The 16,951-nt window shown below is 63.2% G+C and carries 18 protein-coding genes and 1 pseudogene; 7 read left to right on the top strand and 12 right to left on the bottom strand.

Features of this window, described 5'->3' with window-relative positions; translation table 11 throughout:
- The 3 genes from JQ628_RS13970 to nhaA all read right to left on the bottom strand — a co-directional run.
- Window positions 1-376, bottom strand: a 376-nt coding sequence (locus JQ628_RS13970; protein ID WP_212223139.1) for a hypothetical protein, incomplete at its 3' end; no start/stop codon positions are given.
- On the bottom strand, window positions 339-572 hold the full coding sequence (locus JQ628_RS13965) for a hypothetical protein (protein ID WP_212223138.1): 234 nt from the start codon (window positions 570-572) through the stop codon (window positions 339-341). The genes JQ628_RS13965 and JQ628_RS13970, both read right to left, overlap by 38 nt.
- Before the next feature lie 13 nt (window positions 573-585).
- On the bottom strand, window positions 586-1,929 hold the full coding sequence (nhaA, locus tag JQ628_RS13960; protein ID WP_212223167.1) for a Na+/H+ antiporter NhaA: 1,344 nt from the start codon (window positions 1,927-1,929) through the stop codon (window positions 586-588).
- Between the two features lie 296 nt (window positions 1,930-2,225).
- Between nhaA and JQ628_RS13955 the strand changes: the two genes are divergently transcribed.
- The 4 genes from JQ628_RS13955 to JQ628_RS13940 all read left to right on the top strand — a co-directional run bounded on the left by JQ628_RS13955 (window position 2,226) and on the right by JQ628_RS13940 (window position 5,708).
- Window positions 2,226-2,381 carry a hypothetical protein gene (locus tag JQ628_RS13955; RefSeq protein WP_212223137.1) on the top strand — a complete coding sequence of 52 codons (156 nt, stop codon included), beginning with the start codon at window positions 2,226-2,228 and terminating at the stop codon, window positions 2,379-2,381.
- 56 nt (window positions 2,382-2,437) lie between these two features.
- Entirely contained in the window at window positions 2,438-3,265 is an 828-nt protein-coding gene (locus tag JQ628_RS13950) for a DUF4118 domain-containing protein (protein WP_212223136.1), read from the top strand.
- 242 nt (window positions 3,266-3,507) lie between these two features.
- Window positions 3,508-4,074 carry an elongation factor P gene (efp, locus tag JQ628_RS13945; RefSeq protein WP_212223135.1) on the top strand — a complete coding sequence of 189 codons (567 nt, stop codon included), beginning with the start codon at window positions 3,508-3,510 and terminating at the stop codon, window positions 4,072-4,074.
- Between the two features lie 38 nt (window positions 4,075-4,112).
- Complete coding sequence (locus JQ628_RS13940; RefSeq protein WP_212223134.1) at window positions 4,113-5,708, top strand: M23 family metallopeptidase; 1,596 nt, start codon at window positions 4,113-4,115, stop codon at window positions 5,706-5,708.
- 5 nt (window positions 5,709-5,713) lie between these two features.
- Here the strand turns inward: JQ628_RS13940 and JQ628_RS13935 are convergent, their stop codons facing one another.
- The 4 genes and pseudogenes from JQ628_RS13935 to JQ628_RS13920 form a co-directional block, all read right to left on the bottom strand.
- Window positions 5,714-6,484: an SDR family NAD(P)-dependent oxidoreductase gene (locus JQ628_RS13935; protein WP_249127842.1), complete on the bottom strand. Its 771-nt coding sequence runs from the start codon at window positions 6,482-6,484 to the stop codon at window positions 5,714-5,716.
- A 222-nt stretch (window positions 6,485-6,706) separates the two neighbouring features.
- Window positions 6,707-6,805: pseudogene (locus JQ628_RS34945) on the bottom strand (carboxymuconolactone decarboxylase family protein); the annotation flags it as partial.
- 52 nt (window positions 6,806-6,857) lie between these two features.
- Window positions 6,858-8,312, bottom strand: a complete 1,455-nt coding sequence (locus JQ628_RS13925) for an acetamidase/formamidase family protein (RefSeq protein WP_212223133.1) — start codon at window positions 8,310-8,312, stop codon at window positions 6,858-6,860.
- Between the two features lie 361 nt (window positions 8,313-8,673).
- On the bottom strand, window positions 8,674-9,150 hold the full coding sequence (locus JQ628_RS13920; RefSeq protein WP_212223132.1) for a carboxymuconolactone decarboxylase family protein: 477 nt from the start codon (window positions 9,148-9,150) through the stop codon (window positions 8,674-8,676).
- Between the two features lie 134 nt (window positions 9,151-9,284).
- Here JQ628_RS13920 and JQ628_RS13915 point away from each other — a divergent pair, with 134 nt between their 5' ends.
- A complete protein-coding gene (locus tag JQ628_RS13915) occupies window positions 9,285-9,776 on the top strand; it encodes a MarR family winged helix-turn-helix transcriptional regulator (protein WP_433996130.1) in 492 nt (163 codons plus the stop codon).
- Between the two features lie 130 nt (window positions 9,777-9,906).
- Window positions 9,907-11,136 (top strand): lytic murein transglycosylase, encoded by a 1,230-nt coding sequence (locus JQ628_RS13910; RefSeq protein WP_212223130.1) that lies wholly within the window; start codon window positions 9,907-9,909, stop codon window positions 11,134-11,136.
- A gap of 3 nt (window positions 11,137-11,139) precedes the next feature.
- Here the strand turns inward: JQ628_RS13910 and JQ628_RS13905 are convergent, their stop codons facing one another.
- From JQ628_RS13905 to recJ, 3 genes are read right to left on the bottom strand one after another with little or no spacing between them, the layout of a single operon-like run.
- On the bottom strand, window positions 11,140-11,595 hold the full coding sequence (locus JQ628_RS13905) for a GNAT family N-acetyltransferase (RefSeq protein ID WP_212223129.1): 456 nt from the start codon (window positions 11,593-11,595) through the stop codon (window positions 11,140-11,142).
- On the bottom strand, window positions 11,596-12,441 hold the full coding sequence (locus JQ628_RS13900; protein ID WP_212223128.1) for an SDR family NAD(P)-dependent oxidoreductase: 846 nt from the start codon (window positions 12,439-12,441) through the stop codon (window positions 11,596-11,598).
- Window positions 12,442-12,469: 28 nt separating this feature from the next.
- Window positions 12,470-14,311 carry a single-stranded-DNA-specific exonuclease RecJ gene (gene recJ, locus JQ628_RS13895; RefSeq protein ID WP_212223127.1) on the bottom strand — a complete coding sequence of 614 codons (1,842 nt, stop codon included), beginning with the start codon at window positions 14,309-14,311 and terminating at the stop codon, window positions 12,470-12,472.
- Between the two features lie 237 nt (window positions 14,312-14,548).
- Between recJ and JQ628_RS13890 the strand changes: the two genes are divergently transcribed.
- Window positions 14,549-15,643 carry a methyl-accepting chemotaxis protein gene (locus JQ628_RS13890; protein ID WP_212223126.1) on the top strand — a complete coding sequence of 365 codons (1,095 nt, stop codon included), beginning with the start codon at window positions 14,549-14,551 and terminating at the stop codon, window positions 15,641-15,643.
- Between the two features lie 3 nt (window positions 15,644-15,646).
- Here the strand turns inward: JQ628_RS13890 and JQ628_RS13885 are convergent, their stop codons facing one another.
- Both JQ628_RS13885 and JQ628_RS13880 read right to left on the bottom strand, forming a co-directional pair.
- Entirely contained in the window at window positions 15,647-16,366 is a 720-nt protein-coding gene (locus tag JQ628_RS13885) for a haloacid dehalogenase type II (protein WP_212223125.1), read from the bottom strand.
- A 130-nt stretch (window positions 16,367-16,496) separates the two neighbouring features.
- The gene (locus tag JQ628_RS13880; RefSeq protein ID WP_212223124.1) at window positions 16,497-16,946 is read right to left on the bottom strand and encodes a GNAT family N-acetyltransferase; all 450 of its coding nucleotides are present in this window, start codon (window positions 16,944-16,946) and stop codon (window positions 16,497-16,499) included.
- Window positions 16,947-16,951 lie beyond the last annotated feature (5 nt).

Below are 16,951 nucleotides of genomic sequence, written 5' to 3'. Positions count from 1 at the left end.
TCGCGCTCTCCCTGGTGAGCGGGCTTGTTGTCACCATCGCCCCACGGAAAATTCCGCAAGGTTTAGCGCCAGCGTCGCGGCGCCAGGACCACACGACTTCGCCGTACGCGATCGGCGTTTCGTCAAGCACGCCGCCCGCGTCCACCGCATCCCATCCCAACGTTTGGTGGCGATGGCCAACGCCCCTCCTCGGGGATGAGGTGCCGCTGTTATAATTCTGATTTGCCGAAATTGACAAGCGGAATATTTTTGATTTCGGGGCTTGACACGACTTCCGAAAATCAGAATCTGATTTGCCCGTCGTGTTAAATTTGACACATCGGCCATCCGCGAGCGTGTCAGCTTTCTCCGCCACGAGTCGAAACAAGCCGAACATGCCCAAGGCCTTCCATGTTGGCCTGAACATAATCTTGCGCGGCCGCCACCAGACGCTGCACGGCAGGATGATCGTACGAACGGTGCTTCGGATTCAGGTGCAGGTCGGTTTCAACGATCATCACCTGGACAATTCCCGAGGATGTGGCCTCAACGGCGAATGATACGAAGGACACGTGCGGAGCTTTAAAAGGCATTTCGAGGCTCCTTTCAGCGCAGACGTCGAACGTAGATGACACCCCAAGCGAGGCCGAGCGTGGCTGCGGCAAGCGAGCCGAGGAGCACGCCTAATTTTGCCGCTCTCAACAACCCTTCATCGGAGAACGCGAGCATCGCGATGAAGATCGACATGGTGAAGCCAATTCCGGCCAACAGCCCGACCAGGCAGACACCGCCCCACGAAACGCCAGGAGCAAGCCGGCACCAGCCGAGCCGCACTGCAACCGAGGTCGCGCCGACGATGCCGAGCGGCTTTCCCGCGATCAGGGCAAGCGCAGTGCCGAGCATCACGAAATGGCCTCCGGCGGACAGATCAGTGCCCGTCAGGCTGACCCCGGCATTCGCCAGTGCAAAGACGGGCATGACGCCGTAAGCCACCCACGGATGCATCGCCATCTGCACCCGCGACACCGGCGGCAACAACTCGCGGTGAGCTACGCGAAGCTCGCGCAGCGGCGATTCCAACCGGTGCGGATCCCTTGCCTTCACCGCCTCGCTGCTTCGCAGCTGCTTGAGCACGCGCGACACCACTTCCAGCGGATGTTCCCGCATGGGTATCGGCCGGGCCGGCGTCATCAGGCCAAGCGCGACGCCTGCGAGAGTCGGATGGACGCCGGCCACCAGAAGTCCGGCCCAGATCAAGGCACCCGGCAGGACGTAGGCGAGCGCCGAACCGATACCGATCCGCTGAAAGCCCAAAACAGCGAGAACGCCAACTAACGCGACAATGAAACCGCTGAACTGAATATCGGCGGTGTAGAAGATGGCGATAATCAACACCGCGATGATGTCGTCGATGATCGCCAGTGCAAGCAGGAAGACTCTCACATTGACCGGGATCGATCGTCCGAGCAGCGCCAGCACCCCGACGGCAAAGGCGATGTCCGTCGCGGTCGGCACGGCCCACCCCTGACCTCGAACCGCATCGCTGTTGAGGCTCAGGAAAATCAGCGCGGGAACGATGACGCCACCCGTCGCCGCGACCAACGGCAGGACGGCTTGGTCGAGCCTACTCAGTGCGCCTTCATGAATCTCGCGCCGTATCTCCATGCCCACGACGAGGAAGAAGACGGTCATCAGCGCGTCGTTGACCCAGAAATGCAGCGACCGGGAAAAGACGTGCTCCCCGAGCCCGATGGTGATCGGCAGGTTCCAGAAGGCATGATAGCCGTGGGCGAACGGAGAATTGGCCCAGATGAGTGCAGCGGCGGCAGCAACGAGCAGCACGACACCGCTGACTTCCTCGACATGCAGGAAGCGCTGAAGGGTGCTGAGTGCTTGTTCCGCCAGCCGTTGGGCTCGCGGCAGGTCGTCAAATGAAGGGGGATCGTTCATCAGGCGCACGCTTTCCGCGTGGCGGCCCGACCATCGCTTGACCTGTCGCTGCCGCATGCAGCGAACACCCGTAAAGCCGTTCTACACGGCCAAGGCACGAAGGCAACCTTATTCGGCGGCCTTTCGAGGCCGGAAAAACAACCGCTCCGGTCGCAGGTGAGCCGCAACACCCGGCCAGCGAGCCTTTATGACATTCCTATACGACCGCCTGGCTCGCACCATCGATTCTATATGCCGGCCGACCAATCTCTCCGGCGTGCCGATTTCACGGCCGAACCGAATAGCGGGATTGAGCCATGCGTGCGCAGGTTTTTGCTTGGGAACAGCACCCCGTTCTGGCGCAGTGGATGTCCAGAAAATCCGTGCGCCTGGCGATGCTGTTAGGTGTCCTCCTGACGGTCAGCATCGCGGTCAACGCGATGATCATCCTCGCCGCCGGCAATGGACCGTAACTCGGACATTCGAGTCATCGCAGGCTGAACTTGAATGCCAAACGGGAGTCGAAGCCATGATTGACGTTGAATCGAAGTTGCAGCCAGACATCATTCAGGCGGCCGACGCCGATCCGCTGGCATCGGAATGGGTGCGCTATCTTGCTTCGATTGCGATGACCGCCGCCGCGACGATCGTGGCCGTCGCGATCGACAGCAACGTGGCCATTCCCAACCTCTCCCTGATCTTCGTCATCCCGGTAATCGTCGCGGGCGTCAGTCTCGGTCTGGGTCCGTCGCTCTGTTCGGCGGTCGTTGGCGCTCTCGCGTTTAACTTCTTCCTGACCGAACCTCGCTACTCGCTCGCCGTCGACGACGCGGCGAACATCTGGGCAATCGCGCTGCTTTTTGTGGTCGGTCTCATAACAAGCGGCGTTGCATTCACCTCCCGACGCCGAGCGAACGAAGCCGCCGCGCTTCGAAGGCAGGCGACCGCGCTGGAGGGCTACAGCCGAAGCGTCGCAACGGCCGACAATCCCGACGCGGCCGCGGCAATTACCTCCCAGACTCTTGCGGCGATCTTTCGGGTTCCCGCCGTCGTCATGCTTGTCGCCGGGGGAAAAGTCGTTGTCACCAGGCAAGTGGGCGGTACAGAGCCAGGAGAGGCTGAACTCGAAGCTGCGCGCGCGTCGCTGGCAACCGGAACGGTCATGCGCGGCGGCATCTATCCGCATCTGGCGTCGCGATTTGACTTTTGGCCGGTACAAACAGGCGGAAGCCACCATGCCGTTATTGGGTTAGCTTTCGATCCGGATGAGCGTCCTTCGGCGCCGGACACGCCGGTCAAGACGGTGGCGAGTGTGCTGGCGCTGGTGCTCGATCGCCTGCATGGACGGACGGGGTAGAAAGCTACTCCGTGATTTCCGTAATTTTTGGAGCGTCCGGAAAGCTCCGATATCGTCCGGCCGCTCCCGAAAGTATTGCTATCCGACCACGTTCTGGCGGTCACACCCCGCAAAAAGTACCGCAAAAGGCTGGTATCCCCGCCCTAAATCAGTATGTTGCGCCCCGAAACCGACTCCCCGGGGCCCTGTGGCGCCCCCGGGCCGGATCGGCCGCACGTCAGCACAATTCAGGAAAAACCACTTTGAAAGTCATCGCCAGCTCCATTCGCAAGGGCAACGTCATCGAGCAGGACGGCCGGCTCTATGTCGTGCTCTCCGCCGAAAACATCCATCCCGGCAAGGGAACCCCGGTCAGCCAGATCGAAATGCGCCGCATCGGCGACGGGGTGAAGATCTCCGAGCGCTACAAGACCACCGACCAGGTCGAGAAGGCGACCGTCGAGGACCGCGACTTCAATTACCTCTATGAAGACGGCGACGGCTTCCACTTCATGAACAACGAGACCTATGACCAGGTGCAGGTGTCGAAGGAGATCGTCGGCTCGTCCGCGCCCTATCTCCAGGAGAACATGGTCGTAAAACTCTCGATCCACGAGATGAACCCGGTGGCGATCACCCTGCCGCAGCGCGCGACGCTGGAAGTGGTGGAGACCGAGCCGGTCACCAAGGGCCAGACCGCCTCCTCGTCCTACAAGCCGGCGATCCTCTCCAACGGCGTGCGCACCTCGGTGCCCCCACATGTGTCCGTGGGGACACGCATCGTGGTAATGACGGAAGACGGGTCTTACGTCGAACGCGCAAAGGATTAAGCTGGACCCCGGCAAATCAGTGGTGCCGGGGGAAGGCATTGGGGAAGACGGCTGACAGGTTCGTGCGGCGTTTGCTGGCGGCGTCCCTGCTATGCCTGTCGGGCGCATCAGGCATTTGCGCCGACGAATTCCACACCCCCTCGATCTCGGCCATGCGCGTCGAATGGCGTGCGGTGCTCGATCAGCTCCGTGCCGAGATCGGCACGGCGCCCTCCGCTGCTTCAACCCTCACTTTCGCCAGCCAGCGGCGCGTGCCTGCCTACGATCCGCGCGCGACGCCCGCGCTGGTGCAATTGAATGCGCTGACCGGCACCGTGTTCAACGGGATCGGCCGCAGCTCGATCCCGGTACTACTGCCGTTCGACGTTGCCGGCTGGCTGGAAGACCGTCAGAACGGTGCCGCGGACGGCGCGCCGCCATGGTCCTACCAACGCAGCTTCCGCACCGATCTGTTTCACGCCGGGGCCTCCGGCTACGACGCCGTGTTCTCGCTCGAGCCCGGCGACGGCGCCGGCCTGCCGCCACGCGCCTTCGCCCGACCGGTCGAGGTGCAGATATCAGGCTCACTGCTCGTCTATGACCTTGCCGATCCCACCGGCGGCAAGGGCGAGCCGGTAAAATCGCTGGCCGCGCAATTCCCGGACATGCGGCGCTTCATCCGGGAAGGTTATGTGCGTTACGCCTTCACCCGCTTCGGCGTGCCCTATGTGGTGTCGATCCAGTGCCTGGACTCGGCGCCGCGCGCGCGACGGCTCGCCTGCCGCGAGGCCTATCCGATCGCCGAGCGCTTTCTGAAAGCGCTGCGCGTTGCCGGCGGCCAGCCGTCGCGTCCGCGGACGGACATCGCTTCAGTGATCGCGGAGCGGCCGGCGACGCCCTCGCCCGACTTCACCTATCGCGCCAGCGGCGACATCATCGCCAGAACCGGCTTGCGCAATCGCGGCGGTCACGCCGACCTTACGGCCTACTCGCAGATTCGTTTTCCGCTGGTGCGAACACCGGTGGCCGTCCGCTCGCAGCAATTTGCACGGCGCGACCGGACGAGCCTCGTCGCCGGCGCCTATCCCTGGCGCGACAATTTTTGCGAGGCGCGCAGCTTCAATGTCGGCCAATGCGCCAGCGGATTCGGTCATCAGGGGCAGGATATCCGCCCGGTGGCGTGCGCGGCCGGCAGCGATACCGATGAAGCCTGCGACCTCAGGCGCCAGCCGGTTGTCGCGGTGCGCGACGGCGTCGTGATCCGCTCATTGAGGCAGCAGGCCGCAACGCTACAGATCAACACCCGCACCGAGCATATCCGCTTCCGCTACATGCACATGAACCCGTCGGCGATGGATGCGGACGGCGTCCTCAACGGCCGAAGGGTGAGCGAGGGCGAGCCAATCGGCGTGGTCTCCAACTATCTCGACCGCCCGGGCGGCACCAGCCGCCACCTGCATTTCGACATCCAGGTATTTACGCGCGATGGATGGCTGTGGGTCAATCCCTACACCACACTGATCGCGGCCTATGAACGGCTGATCCGCGGCCGCGGCCGCGAGCTCGGCACCGAGCCGGTCACCGCCTCGGCGGTTGCGCACGCGCTGCCGGAGGATGTGCTGCGGCGTGATGCGCGCGAGGGCGGCGAGAACTAGCCAAACTATATGAAGGCCGCCTGGCCGCTCGACGCGTTGACACCGCCATCGACCGGCAGGTTCACGCCGTTCACAAAACTTGCATCTTCGCTCGCAAGAAATGCGATGACGCTGGCAACTTCCTCGGGCTGGGCGGCGCGGCCCATCGGAATGCGCGTCAGCAGCCGCGCAAGCAGCTCGGGATATTGTTCGAACACCGGCGTCGTCATGTCCGTCAAGGTAGTGGTCGGACAAACCGCATTGATGCGTACCCGCTTCGAGGCAAATTCGAGAGCCAGGCTTCGTGTGAGGTTGCTGACGGCGGCTTTCGACGCGTTGTAGAAGCTCAGTCCCCGATCCGCGCCGATCCCACACAGGGACGATACGTTGATGATCGAGCCGCCGCTTTCGATCAGATAAGGAAGCGCGGCCCTCGCCGTGTTGAAGATACCATCCACGTTGACTGCAAAAGAATGCCGCCAACCCTGAACGGGCATGGTCATGAAATCTCCGGCACCTCCTGCCCCTGCGCTGTTGACGAGGACATCGATCTTGCCGAGACGGCCGATCACATCGCCAACCAGATTCTCGACATCCTCGGCGATCGAAACGTCGCCGGGCCGGATCATAAAGCGATCGTTGCCGAGCGCCGCGCCGACTTCGGCCAATTTGGACTCCCGCCGTCCGTTCAGCACGACGATCGCGCCCTCAGCGTTGAAACGGCGCGCCGTCGCCGCGCCGATGCCGGTGCCGGCCCCCGTGACGATGACGACTTTTCCTTCGAAGCGGGGGATCATGCCGAGAACTCCATCGAAGCCGGGACGCGGTGAGACCGCCAGGTCCGGATGGCGCCCGGCTTCGGCACACCGCGTTTCGGTACGTTTTGAAATTTGCCGCGAGGAGCGACGTGGCCTCGTCATTTGGGCCTCGTCCCGACGAATCCCATAGCCCGCGAGGTCAAGGATCGGTGAGACGTCTCAGATTGCGGCTCGCTTTCGTGTGAAATGTCGCGCGGCCCGCTATTGCGCACAGGCCGCAGCGTCAGCCTTCTTCGGCCGCTCCGCCGGCGTCCAGCGATAGGCGGCGCCGAACGTGTTCCAGACGTTGATCGAGGCGACCCGCGGAGGTGCGGCCAAGCCCTGCCGGAACCAACCGCGTCGATATTATGGATCAGGCCTCTCCCCCGGCGAAGATATCCTTCTTGATGACCGCATGGACGCCCCAATTTCCATCAACCACTTGGGTGATGCCGAAGTCGACGCCAATCGTAATCAAGGAGATCGCCTCATCTTCGGTCAGCTTCTTGGTCGTCATCAGAAATTTCCGCATCTTGCGGAATGCATCGCGCAAGGCCAGGTCAACCGACGATTTCGAGTAAATGTCTGACTGCGCCTTGTCCCCCAGTTCGGTGAGATAATTGGCGAAGCTGAAGCCGTGCACCAGCCACTCGTCCTTGGTTTCCAGCATCGGATAGTCGAGAGCTTCGAGAGCCGTACCGGCGAGATCGGCTTTCTTGTGCAGAATGATCTGGAAGGTGCCGTTCAGCGAGCACTCGATTGCCGTACCGCACAGCTCGGAATCTCCCTGCGAAGCGTGCGAGTCGCCAACCGATAGCAGGCCACCTTCGACCGCAACCGGATAATACATCGTGGCGCCCTTGCCGATCCGCCAATTATCGATGTTGCCGCCTGTATAGCTCGGCGGAATCGAGTCGACGATATCGGCTTCCTTGGGTGCCAAGCCGATTACGCCGAAATGCGGACGTATCGGAATGCGCACATTCTTCAGGATGCCATGATTCTCCTTAACCGTGGAGTGATCGACTGGGACGCCGGGATAGTCGATTGTTTTATGCACGACGCCGGACGGGTCGGTTTGCGGAGTCCATCTGAAATTATACACGGCTTTCGCCCAGTTACGTTCGCCTGTGGCGTCGACCTCGTAGATCGTGACCACTTCGCGCGGTTTAGGCTCGGTCAGCAAGTCCTTGTAGTGAAAACCCCACCATGCGGCTGCGTTGCTGCCGAAAGCCTTTCCGGGATATTGCGGATTGGCGCAAGGCCGTGGTGTGACGTCGATAATGCGCAACTCGATCACGTCACCCTCCTGCGCGCCGCGTACGTAGACAGGCCCCGTGCAGATGTGCACGCCAAGGCCTTCGCCGGCGCCGCGTCCGAACAACGAGGCATCCATCGGTCCGGCGCCGCGCCGATTCACGCCCTTCTTTTCCTTGGTCCACAGGAACACACTTTCGGCGCCGGGATCGCCCTTCACCATGCGCTCAGCGTCGTCATTGGCATGATGAGTTAACGCCTCAATGGTAATGAAGTCGCCGGACTCTATCTCGACCTGTGGTTTGAGTTTCTTACTGAAATAGCCCCAATGCACCGTTTCGGCATTCGCAGGCAAATGATGATAGGACCGCTTGGCCGGTTGGTTCTTTTCGGCGGCAGCCGCCATCTGCGGCGTCACCAGTGAAATGCCGCCCGCGGTCATCGCCGCAGCGCCTCCGGCCGCGGCGAAGCTGGACCTCAAGAACGACCGGCGTTCTCGATCGAGAGTTTCCTTGAACTTGCGGTGATGCAATTCGAATTCCGGACAGTTTTTGTCGTCACCTGCGCACATCGGATCTCTCCCAGTTTGAACGTGCATTTTTGAACTTGCATTTGGGCGCACGCTCGATCCCACCTCAGTTCATGGTAACAGTCAAACTCGTGTGCTCCGAGACTGCAAATGCAGCGTTGCTGCGTAATGAAGTGAATGAAAAATAGCTCCTTTGCTTATTGCTTGAGCCTTGCGTGCTCAGATTTTGAGAAATTCGACACCATTGCTATTGCGCGCCGATGAGGTAGTCGAATGATGGGCGATGTCTGTTGCAGGCCCTTGGCCGACATTCGAGCCGCTGCAATCAATGTCCGCTCTTAGAAGTAGAGCGGACGCCGCCACGCTCCACCAGCACTGAAATGACTGACCTCGGTCAATGGCTTCACGCCGCAGCGTCCGCCTTCTTCGGCCGCTCCGCCGGCGTCCAGCGATAGGCGGCACCGAACCTGTTCCAGACGTTGATCGAGGCGACCGCTGACGTGAGGTAGGTCAGCTCCTGTTCGGAAAAGTGCGCGCTCGCTTCCGCATAGACGTCGTCGCTGACGCCGTCCGGCAGCAGGGTCAGCGCCTCCGTCCACGCCAGCGCGGCGCGCTCGCGGGCTGAGAACAGCGGCGCCTCCCGCCACACCACCACGAGATTGAGCTTGTCGGCGGGAACGCCGAGACGTTCACTCAACAGGATATGGTGCTGCACGCAGAAGGCGCAGCCGTTGATCTGCGAGGCGCGCAGCTTGACCAGTTCGAGCAGGTGCTTGTCCATGCCGGCCTTCGCGGCGGCCTGACCGAGCGCCAGCACGAGGTCGTAAACATCAGGCGCCAGCGTTTTGAAATCCTCGTACTCGCTGCGGGCGTGTGACATGTGCTGACCCTCATGTTATCAGTGCTCTGATTTATTATCAGAGCTCTTATATGTCTCGCAAGATTGCAATGACGAAGACGCAGCGGCCTCGAAAAATCGGAAAGCGCGCAACATCGCGCCTTGCCAAAAATCCGGTGCGAAGCCGCCAAAAGCCCGTCGAGCCTTCGGCGGCGATCCTTCCACCGCCTCCGGGGCAAGGCAAGCGCGGCGAACAGGGCTACCTCGGCTATCTCCTGCGGCAGGCGCAAGCCGCCTCCCGGCTGACGATGGAGCGCGCGCTGGCGGAGATCGGCGTGACGCCGCCGCAATTCGTGGTGCTGACCATGCTGCGCGCCTATCCGGGGCTATCCGGCGCCGAGCTTGCCCGCGTCGCGCTCCTGACGCCGCAGACCGTCGGCGTCATCATCGGCAATCTCGAACGATCAGGCGCCATCCGTAAATCGGCGCATCCGGTGCATGGAAGGATGCTGCAATGGACCCTGACCCGCCGCGGCGAGGCCTTGCTTGTCAAATGCCGGCGGTACGTCCGGGCGGTGGAAAAGCGGCTGGCGGCCGGCCTTTCCGGCAGGGCGGAAGTGACGGTGCGGCGCTGGCTGTCCAAAATCGCCACAGATTTGCAGGATTAGAGCATGATCCGGTCCCCGGAGGCTCGCGTGGCGCAAGTGGGAACCGGTTTTCCGAAAGATTGCTGAAACAAAATGTTCCCGCGGCGTCTTGGCTTTTGGTTAGCCTGATCCGCGCCGCTAGAATGGGCCAATGAAACAGCCTGATTCCCAGAAGATGCTGACGCGCCGGGCACTGCTTCAGGCAGGCTTGGGCGTCAGCGCCCTGCTCGCCTCTCCGCTTCCCGCCCTCGCCGCCCCGCCCGGCTTCGACCAGTGGCGCGACAGTTTTCGCGCCCGCGCGCTGGCCAAGGGCATTTCGGATGCGACCTACACCCGCGTGATGGGCCGCATCGAGCCCGACATGTCCGTGTTCCGGCAGATGCAGAAGCAGCCGGAGTTCCACGAGCAGATCTGGCAATACATCAACCGCAGGGTTTCCGACTGGCGCCTCATCAATGGCAAGGAAGCGCTGCGCAAGAACGAGGCGCTGTTCACGCGTATCGAGCAGGACTTTGGCGTCGAGCGCGGCACGCTGCTGGCGCTGTGGGGCGTCGAATCCGCCTATGGCGATCCGCTGGTGCAGCAGAACCACATGAAGCCGGTATTTCCTTCGCTCTCGGCGCTGGCCTGGAACGAGCCGCGCCGCAAGACCTATTGGGAAACCGAGCTGATCAACGCGCTGAAGATCGTCGAGCGCGGCTGGAGCACGCCGGAAGAGATGCGCGGCTCCTGGGCCGGCGCAATGGGACATACCCAGTGGATGCCGGAAGTCTGGCTCAATGTCGGGATGGACTACGACAAGGACGGCCGCGTCTCGCCGTTCGGCAAGCCGGACGACGCGCTCGGCTCCAGCGCGCGTTATCTCGTCAACCGCGGCAAATATCACCGCGGCGAACATTGGGGCTATGAGGTGCGCGGCGGCGGCACCGCGAGCGGCAGCCGCACCTATGCGGCGTGGGCCAGTGCCGGCGTCACCCGCGCCGACGGAAAACCGTTTCCGCAGCCGAACGCGTCGGCGCAGATGTGGGTGCCGGTGTCAGGCGGCCCGAGCTTTTTGTTGGGCCCAAATTTCTATTCGGTGAAGAGCTACAACCCGTCGATGAACTATGCGCTTGCGATCTGCCATCTCGGCGACCGCATCCAGGGCGCGCCACCCTTCATCAATCCGTTCCCCGGCTCCGAGCGCGCGCTGACGCTGCCCGAAGTGCAGGAGATGCAGACGCGGCTGACCAAGGCCGGTTTCGACACCGGCGGCACCGACGGCCGCGTCGGCAACGACACCATGAAAGCCGTGCGCGACTTCCAGACCAAGACGGGCCTGCTGCCCGCCGACGGTTACGGCGGGCTGAAGGTGCTGGCGCGGCTGCGGCAAGGCGGCTAGCCATCACTCACCCAGCAACCGCTCCATGATGATGGTGCGTTCGTCACCGTAGTAGGCGTCGCGCACCGCCCTGAACCCCAGCCGCGCGTAGAAGGTTTCGGCGGTGACGGAAGACGGCACCGCCAGCTTGAGGATATTCCGCTCACGCGCTGCGCGCTCGACTTCCGCCATCAGCAACGTGCCGATCCCGCGGGCCTGAACATCGGGGGCGACGAACACCGAACGGACCACGCCTTCATCGAGGCTCGCGGTTCCGACCACGCGGCCCTCGATCGTGGCAACGAAGACGGTGCGCTTGGCGATCAGTTGCCGCACCGCCTGCGGACTGAAGCTGTTCTCGACCCGCTCGATGATCTCCTTCGTATAATCTCTCGCATTCGTTTCGCGCAGCGCATGCAGGATCACCGCGCTTATTTCGTCGGCATCATCTTCACGCGCAGGGCGGATCGTGCAATCCATCTAACCACCGAACGCCGGCATCGGAAACGCGGGCGCGCCGGGCATGCGCAGTGCGCCGCCGGCGTTCATGCCGCCGTCGATGACGAGCTCCATGCCCGTGACGTAGCTCGAGGCGTCGGAGGCGAGATACAGGACGCCCTGCGCGATTTCCATGGCGTGGCCGGCGCGGCCGAAGGGTGTTGCGAGTTTTGCGCGCTCCTCCGGATCGATCGGCGCGTTCTGGCCGCCGCCCATGCCGCCGGTCGGGATCTTGCCCCAGATCGGCGTGTCGATGATGCCGGGATGCACGGAATTGACGCGGACACCGTCGCCGAAGGAGGCGCATTCCATTGCGATTGCCTTCGCAAACAGCCGCACGCCGCCCTTGGTCGCGCAATAGCCGGCGAGCGACTGCGCGCCGCGCAGGCCGGCGAGCGAGGACATCAGGACGATCGAGCCGCCCCTGCCCTTGCGCATCACCGGCAGGCAATGTTTGACGGACAGGAACACGCCGTCGAGGTTGATCGCCGTCTGCCGCCGCCAGTCTTCCAGCGTCATCTGGGTGATCGAGGGCACGCCGATGCCGATGCCGGCATTGGAGACGAGAATGTCGAGCCGGCCGTAGCGCCTGACGACTTCCTCCACGACTTCGATCCAGCGCTCCTCACTGGTGACGTCCTGCTGGAGGAATGTCGCCTCGCCGCCGGCCTTCTTGATTTTGGCGACCAGTTCGGGGCCGCGCAGCTCATCGATATCGGTCACCGCGACCGACGCGCCTTCACGCGCCAGGAGCTCGCAGACCGCTTCGCCAATGCCCGACGCGCCGCCGGTGACCAGCGCGACTTTTCCCTGCACCTGCCCTGCCATTTCCACTCCCGACTGATTTTGAAGTTTGTTAGCGGATCATCGCCGGGCCGTCGTCAGGCACGGCGACATCGAGCACCCGCAATTGCACACGTTCCGAGCCTTGCCAACGGTCCACCGCGAGCCAGGCGGCAACATGCAATTGCTGGCCGCGGCTCTGTGTCAGCGCATTGCCGAGCTTTTGCCCGATCGACCGGAACGCGACGCCATTGACGATGGCGCCGTCGCCCGCCTTGAACCGAACGCGCAAATGCGCCTGGCCGACTTCATCGGCATAGACGAGCTGATGCGCCGGCAGCGCGATCACGGGCTCTGGGTTGCCGGCGCCGAAGGGGCCGGCCCGATTGAGGGTCGTCACGAACTCCGGCGTCACGGCGCGCGCGCTGACGGCGCCGTCGATGAACAGCTCGTTCTCGTGGCGGGAGCTGGCGACATCAGCGGCTAAGGCGCTTTCCATATACGCGCGGAATTCGGCGAGCCTTTCCTTGCGCAAGGTTACGCCGGCGGCCATGGCGTGGCCACCGCCCTTCATCAGTAGACCGTCCTTCACCGCCTGACGTACCGCCTTGCCGAGATCGACGCCGGAGATGGAGCGGCCCGAGCCGGTGCCGATGCCGCCCGGCTCCAGCGCGATCGCGAACGCCGGCCGGGCGAACTTTTCCTTCAGCCGCGCAGCGACGAGGCCAACCACGCCGGGGTGCCAGCCTTCGGATGCCGTGACGATCACGGCACCCTTGTCCTCGAGGCCCAGCGCGGCCAGCGCCTCGGCTTCGGCCTGCGCTTCCGCCGCCTGCTCGATGACGCGGCGTTCGCTGTTGAGGCGGTCGAGCTCGGCCGCGATCCGCGCCGCTTCCGAGACGTCGGCCTCCAGCAGCAGCCGCACACCGAGATCGGCGCGGCCGATGCGCCCGCCCGCATTGATGCGTGGGCCCAGCATGAAGCCGAGATGCCAGGCTTCCGGCGGGCCGTTGAGGCGCGACACATCCATCAGCGCGGTGTGGCCGACATGATCGCGGCGGCGCATCGCGATCAGGCCTTTTGCCACGAAGGCGCGATTGAGCCCGATCAGCGGCGCGACATCGGCAACCGTACCGAGCGCGACGTGATGCAGCATGCCGAGCAGATCGGGCTCCGGCATTTCCGCGGTCCAAAAGCCACGGCCGCGCAGTTCGCGATTGACCGCCACCAGCGTGATCAGCACGAGGCCAACGGCGGCCAGATGGCCGAGGCCGGAAACATCGTCCGGCCGGTTCGGATTCACCAGCGCATCGACGACGGGCAATTCTTCGCCGCTTTGGTGATGGTCGATCACGACGACGGACATGCCGAGCTTCTTCGCTTCCGCCAGCGGTTCGATGCTGGTGGTGCCGCAGTCTACGGCGATCAGCAGCGTGGCGCCCTTGCCCGCCAGCATGCGCACCGCTTCGGTGTTGGGGCCGTAACCTTCGAACAGCCGGTCCGGAATATGGATCAGCGGGTCGAGGCCGCAATGGCGCAGGTGCCAAGCCAGCAGCGCCGCCGAAGTCGCGCCGTCGACGTCATAGTCGCCGAAGATCGCGACCTTTTCGCCGCGCACGGCGGCATCCGCGATGCGTTTGGCCGCCGCCTCCATCTGCGTGACGGTGAAGGGATCGGGCATCAGTTTGCGGATGGTCGGATCGAGATAGTCCTGCACCGCGTCGATCTCGACGTCGCGTCCGGCAAGCACGCGGGCCAGCATTTCCGGCAATTGATAGCGCTGCACGATGGTGAGCGCCTTCGCCTGCCCGCGTGCATCCAGCCGGTCGCGCCAGACCTTTCCGGTGAGCGAGCGCGCCACGCCGAGAAACGCTGGCGGCGCTTCGATGGGCAATGCGGATGCGGGGAGAGTCATGATGCCTTCGAGAGATGAACAAACGGACGCGGCCACCCGCCGCACCCCGTCCGGCCGCTGAAAAATTCAACCTGCACAAATTACGTGCAGCCAGCCACCGTATTACTACCCGCTGATGTCCGGAAATTAAACCGGGCGTTAGGCAGGATTGGCGACAAAACATCAACGCATGCTCACGAGTCCCCTGTCGATCCACAGGAATCGAAGGAAACATGCCGAGAAGGCTGAGGAACTTCCATGTCCGTCGCGCTTGATCGTTTTCGGGCCGCCTCGATCGCAAAACCGCCTGCCGGTCCGGCAGGCGCAGAGGACGACGCCGACATCTCGGCCCTCATCGAGCGGCTGACGGCCGAAGTGAACGAAGTCGCCTGCGAGAAGACCCGGTCGATCCAGAAGATCACCAACCAGATGAAGATGCTGGCGCTGAACGCGCTGATCGAGAGCTCGCGCGCCGGCGCGCAGGGCGCGGGCTTTGCGGTGGTGGCGCAGGAAGTGCGCAATGTCGGCCAGCAGGTCGAGACCATCGCACGCGAGTTGGAAACCCAGCTCACCAACCGCACCGGCAATTTGATGAATTCGATCGCGCGCATGACCGAGCGGTCGCGCGGCGAACGCATGGTCGATCTGTCGCTGAATGCGATCGAGCTGATCGATCGCAACCTTTATGAGCGAACCTGCGACGTACGCTGGTGGGCAACCGACTCCGCCGTCGTCGATTGCGCGACGAGCCCGGCCGCAGCGGCTGTCGCCCACGTCTCGGAACGGCTGGCGGTGATCCTCGGCGCCTACACCGTCTATCTCGACCTCTGGCTCTGCGATCTCGACGGCAATGTGCTCGCGAGCGGCCGCGCCGACCGCTTCAACGTGATCGGGCAAAATGTCGCCGCGACCAAATGGTTTCGCGAAGCGCGCGGCTTGCGCTCCGGCGACGACTATGTCGCCGGCGACGTCGAATGCCAGCCTTTGCTCGGCAACGCCCAGGTGGCGACCTATTGCGCCAGCGTTCGCGCCGGCGGCAAGGCCGACGGCAAGCCGATCGGCGTGCTGGCGATCCATTTCGACTGGGAGCCGCAGGCGCGCGCCATCGTGCAGAGCGTGCGGGTCGGCGCTGCCGACAAGGCGCGCGTGCTGCTGGTGGATTCGAATTTCCGGGTGATCGCGTCCTCCGATGGACAGGGCCTGCTCACCGAGCGCGTCCCGCTCTCGCTGGACGGAAAGCGCTGCGGCTTCTACCAGGACCGCTCCGGCACGCTGGTGGCGTTCCACGCAACGCCCGGCTACGAGACCTATCGGGGTCTCGGCTGGTTCGGTGTGATCCTCGCGGGTGGATAAGCGTTAGCAGCCCATCCGTTCGGCGATTTCGTTGAAATCCTTGGCCACGATCTCCCAATTGTCCTTGGCCTCGAAATCATATTTCTGGTGCGGGCCGTACTCGGTCGGGCGTGCGACAAACGCGGTCTTCAGTCCCAATTTGCGCGCGGCCTTCAGATCGTTGTTGTGGGCGGCGACCATCATCACCTGTCCCGACTTCAGACAAAGCAGCTTTGCCGCGCCGAGATAGGTTTCGGGATCGGGCTTGTAGTGCTCGAACAGCTCGGCTGACAGGATCAGGTCCCACGGCATCCCTGCGAATTTGCCCATGTTGGTCAGAAGCGCGACGTTGCCGTTGGAGAGCGGCGAGATGATGTATTTCTTCTTCAGCCGCGTCAGCCCGGAGACGGTGTCGGGCCAGGCGTGCAGGCGATGCCAGCCCAGCGTCAGATATTGCAGGTCGTCTTCGGTCAGGCCCTGAATCGCAAACTGCGCAACCAGCTTTTCCAGCGACTCCCGATGCAGCGTGTCGAGGATCTTGTAGCCGCGCTCGGGATGTTTCCGTACCTCGTCCATCGAGGCCGCATAGACGGCGCGCCAGCCGTCAACCAAGGCGGTCCAGTCGGCGTTGATCCCGCGTGTTTTCGACCATTTGGTGAAATCGTCGATCAGGCTGGTGCGCCAGTCGACGCAGGTACCGAACACGTCGAACACCAGCGCCTTTACGTCAGAGATATCCGACATGCTCACTCCCTCTACTTCTTGTTGTCATTCCGCGGCGATGCGAAGCATCGAACCCGGAATCTCGAGATTCTCAGGTGCGCAATTGCGCACCATAGTTCTCGCATCGCGAGCCCCGGAATGACGGCGATCGTCACAGCACCTTGCGGTACTGGATAAAGCCGAGATTATCAGCCACCGCGTCATAGAGCGCGCGCGCTTGCGCATTGCTCGATTGCGTCAGCCAGTAGACGCGGCTGGCGCTGGCCGCGCGGGCCTTGTCGTAGACAGCTTCGATCAGCGCCCTGCCGAGCCCCCTGCCGCGGGCAGCCTCCGAGACAAACAGGTCTTCCAGATAGCAGTAGCGATGCGTTGCCCAGGTCGAGCGATGGAAGAGATAATGCGCGAAGCCTTCGAGTCTGCCGTCGACATAGCCGCCGAGCGCGAACAGCGGCTCATCCGGATCGTGAAACCGCATCCAGGTGAGATCGCTGATGTCGCCGGCCAGATCGGTCTTGTAGAAAGCGAGATAACCCGCCCATAGCGGATTCCATGCCTCTCGCTCGTCTTCGCCAACCGGTCTTATCTGGATAGCGCCGGTCATGCCGT

Source organism: Bradyrhizobium lablabi (assembly GCF_018129385.1).
GTDB classification, from domain to species: domain Bacteria; phylum Pseudomonadota; class Alphaproteobacteria; order Rhizobiales; family Xanthobacteraceae; genus Bradyrhizobium; species Bradyrhizobium lablabi_C.
The sequence above is the reverse complement of the archived record's forward strand: the minus strand, read 5'-3'. Positions and strand labels throughout refer to the sequence as shown.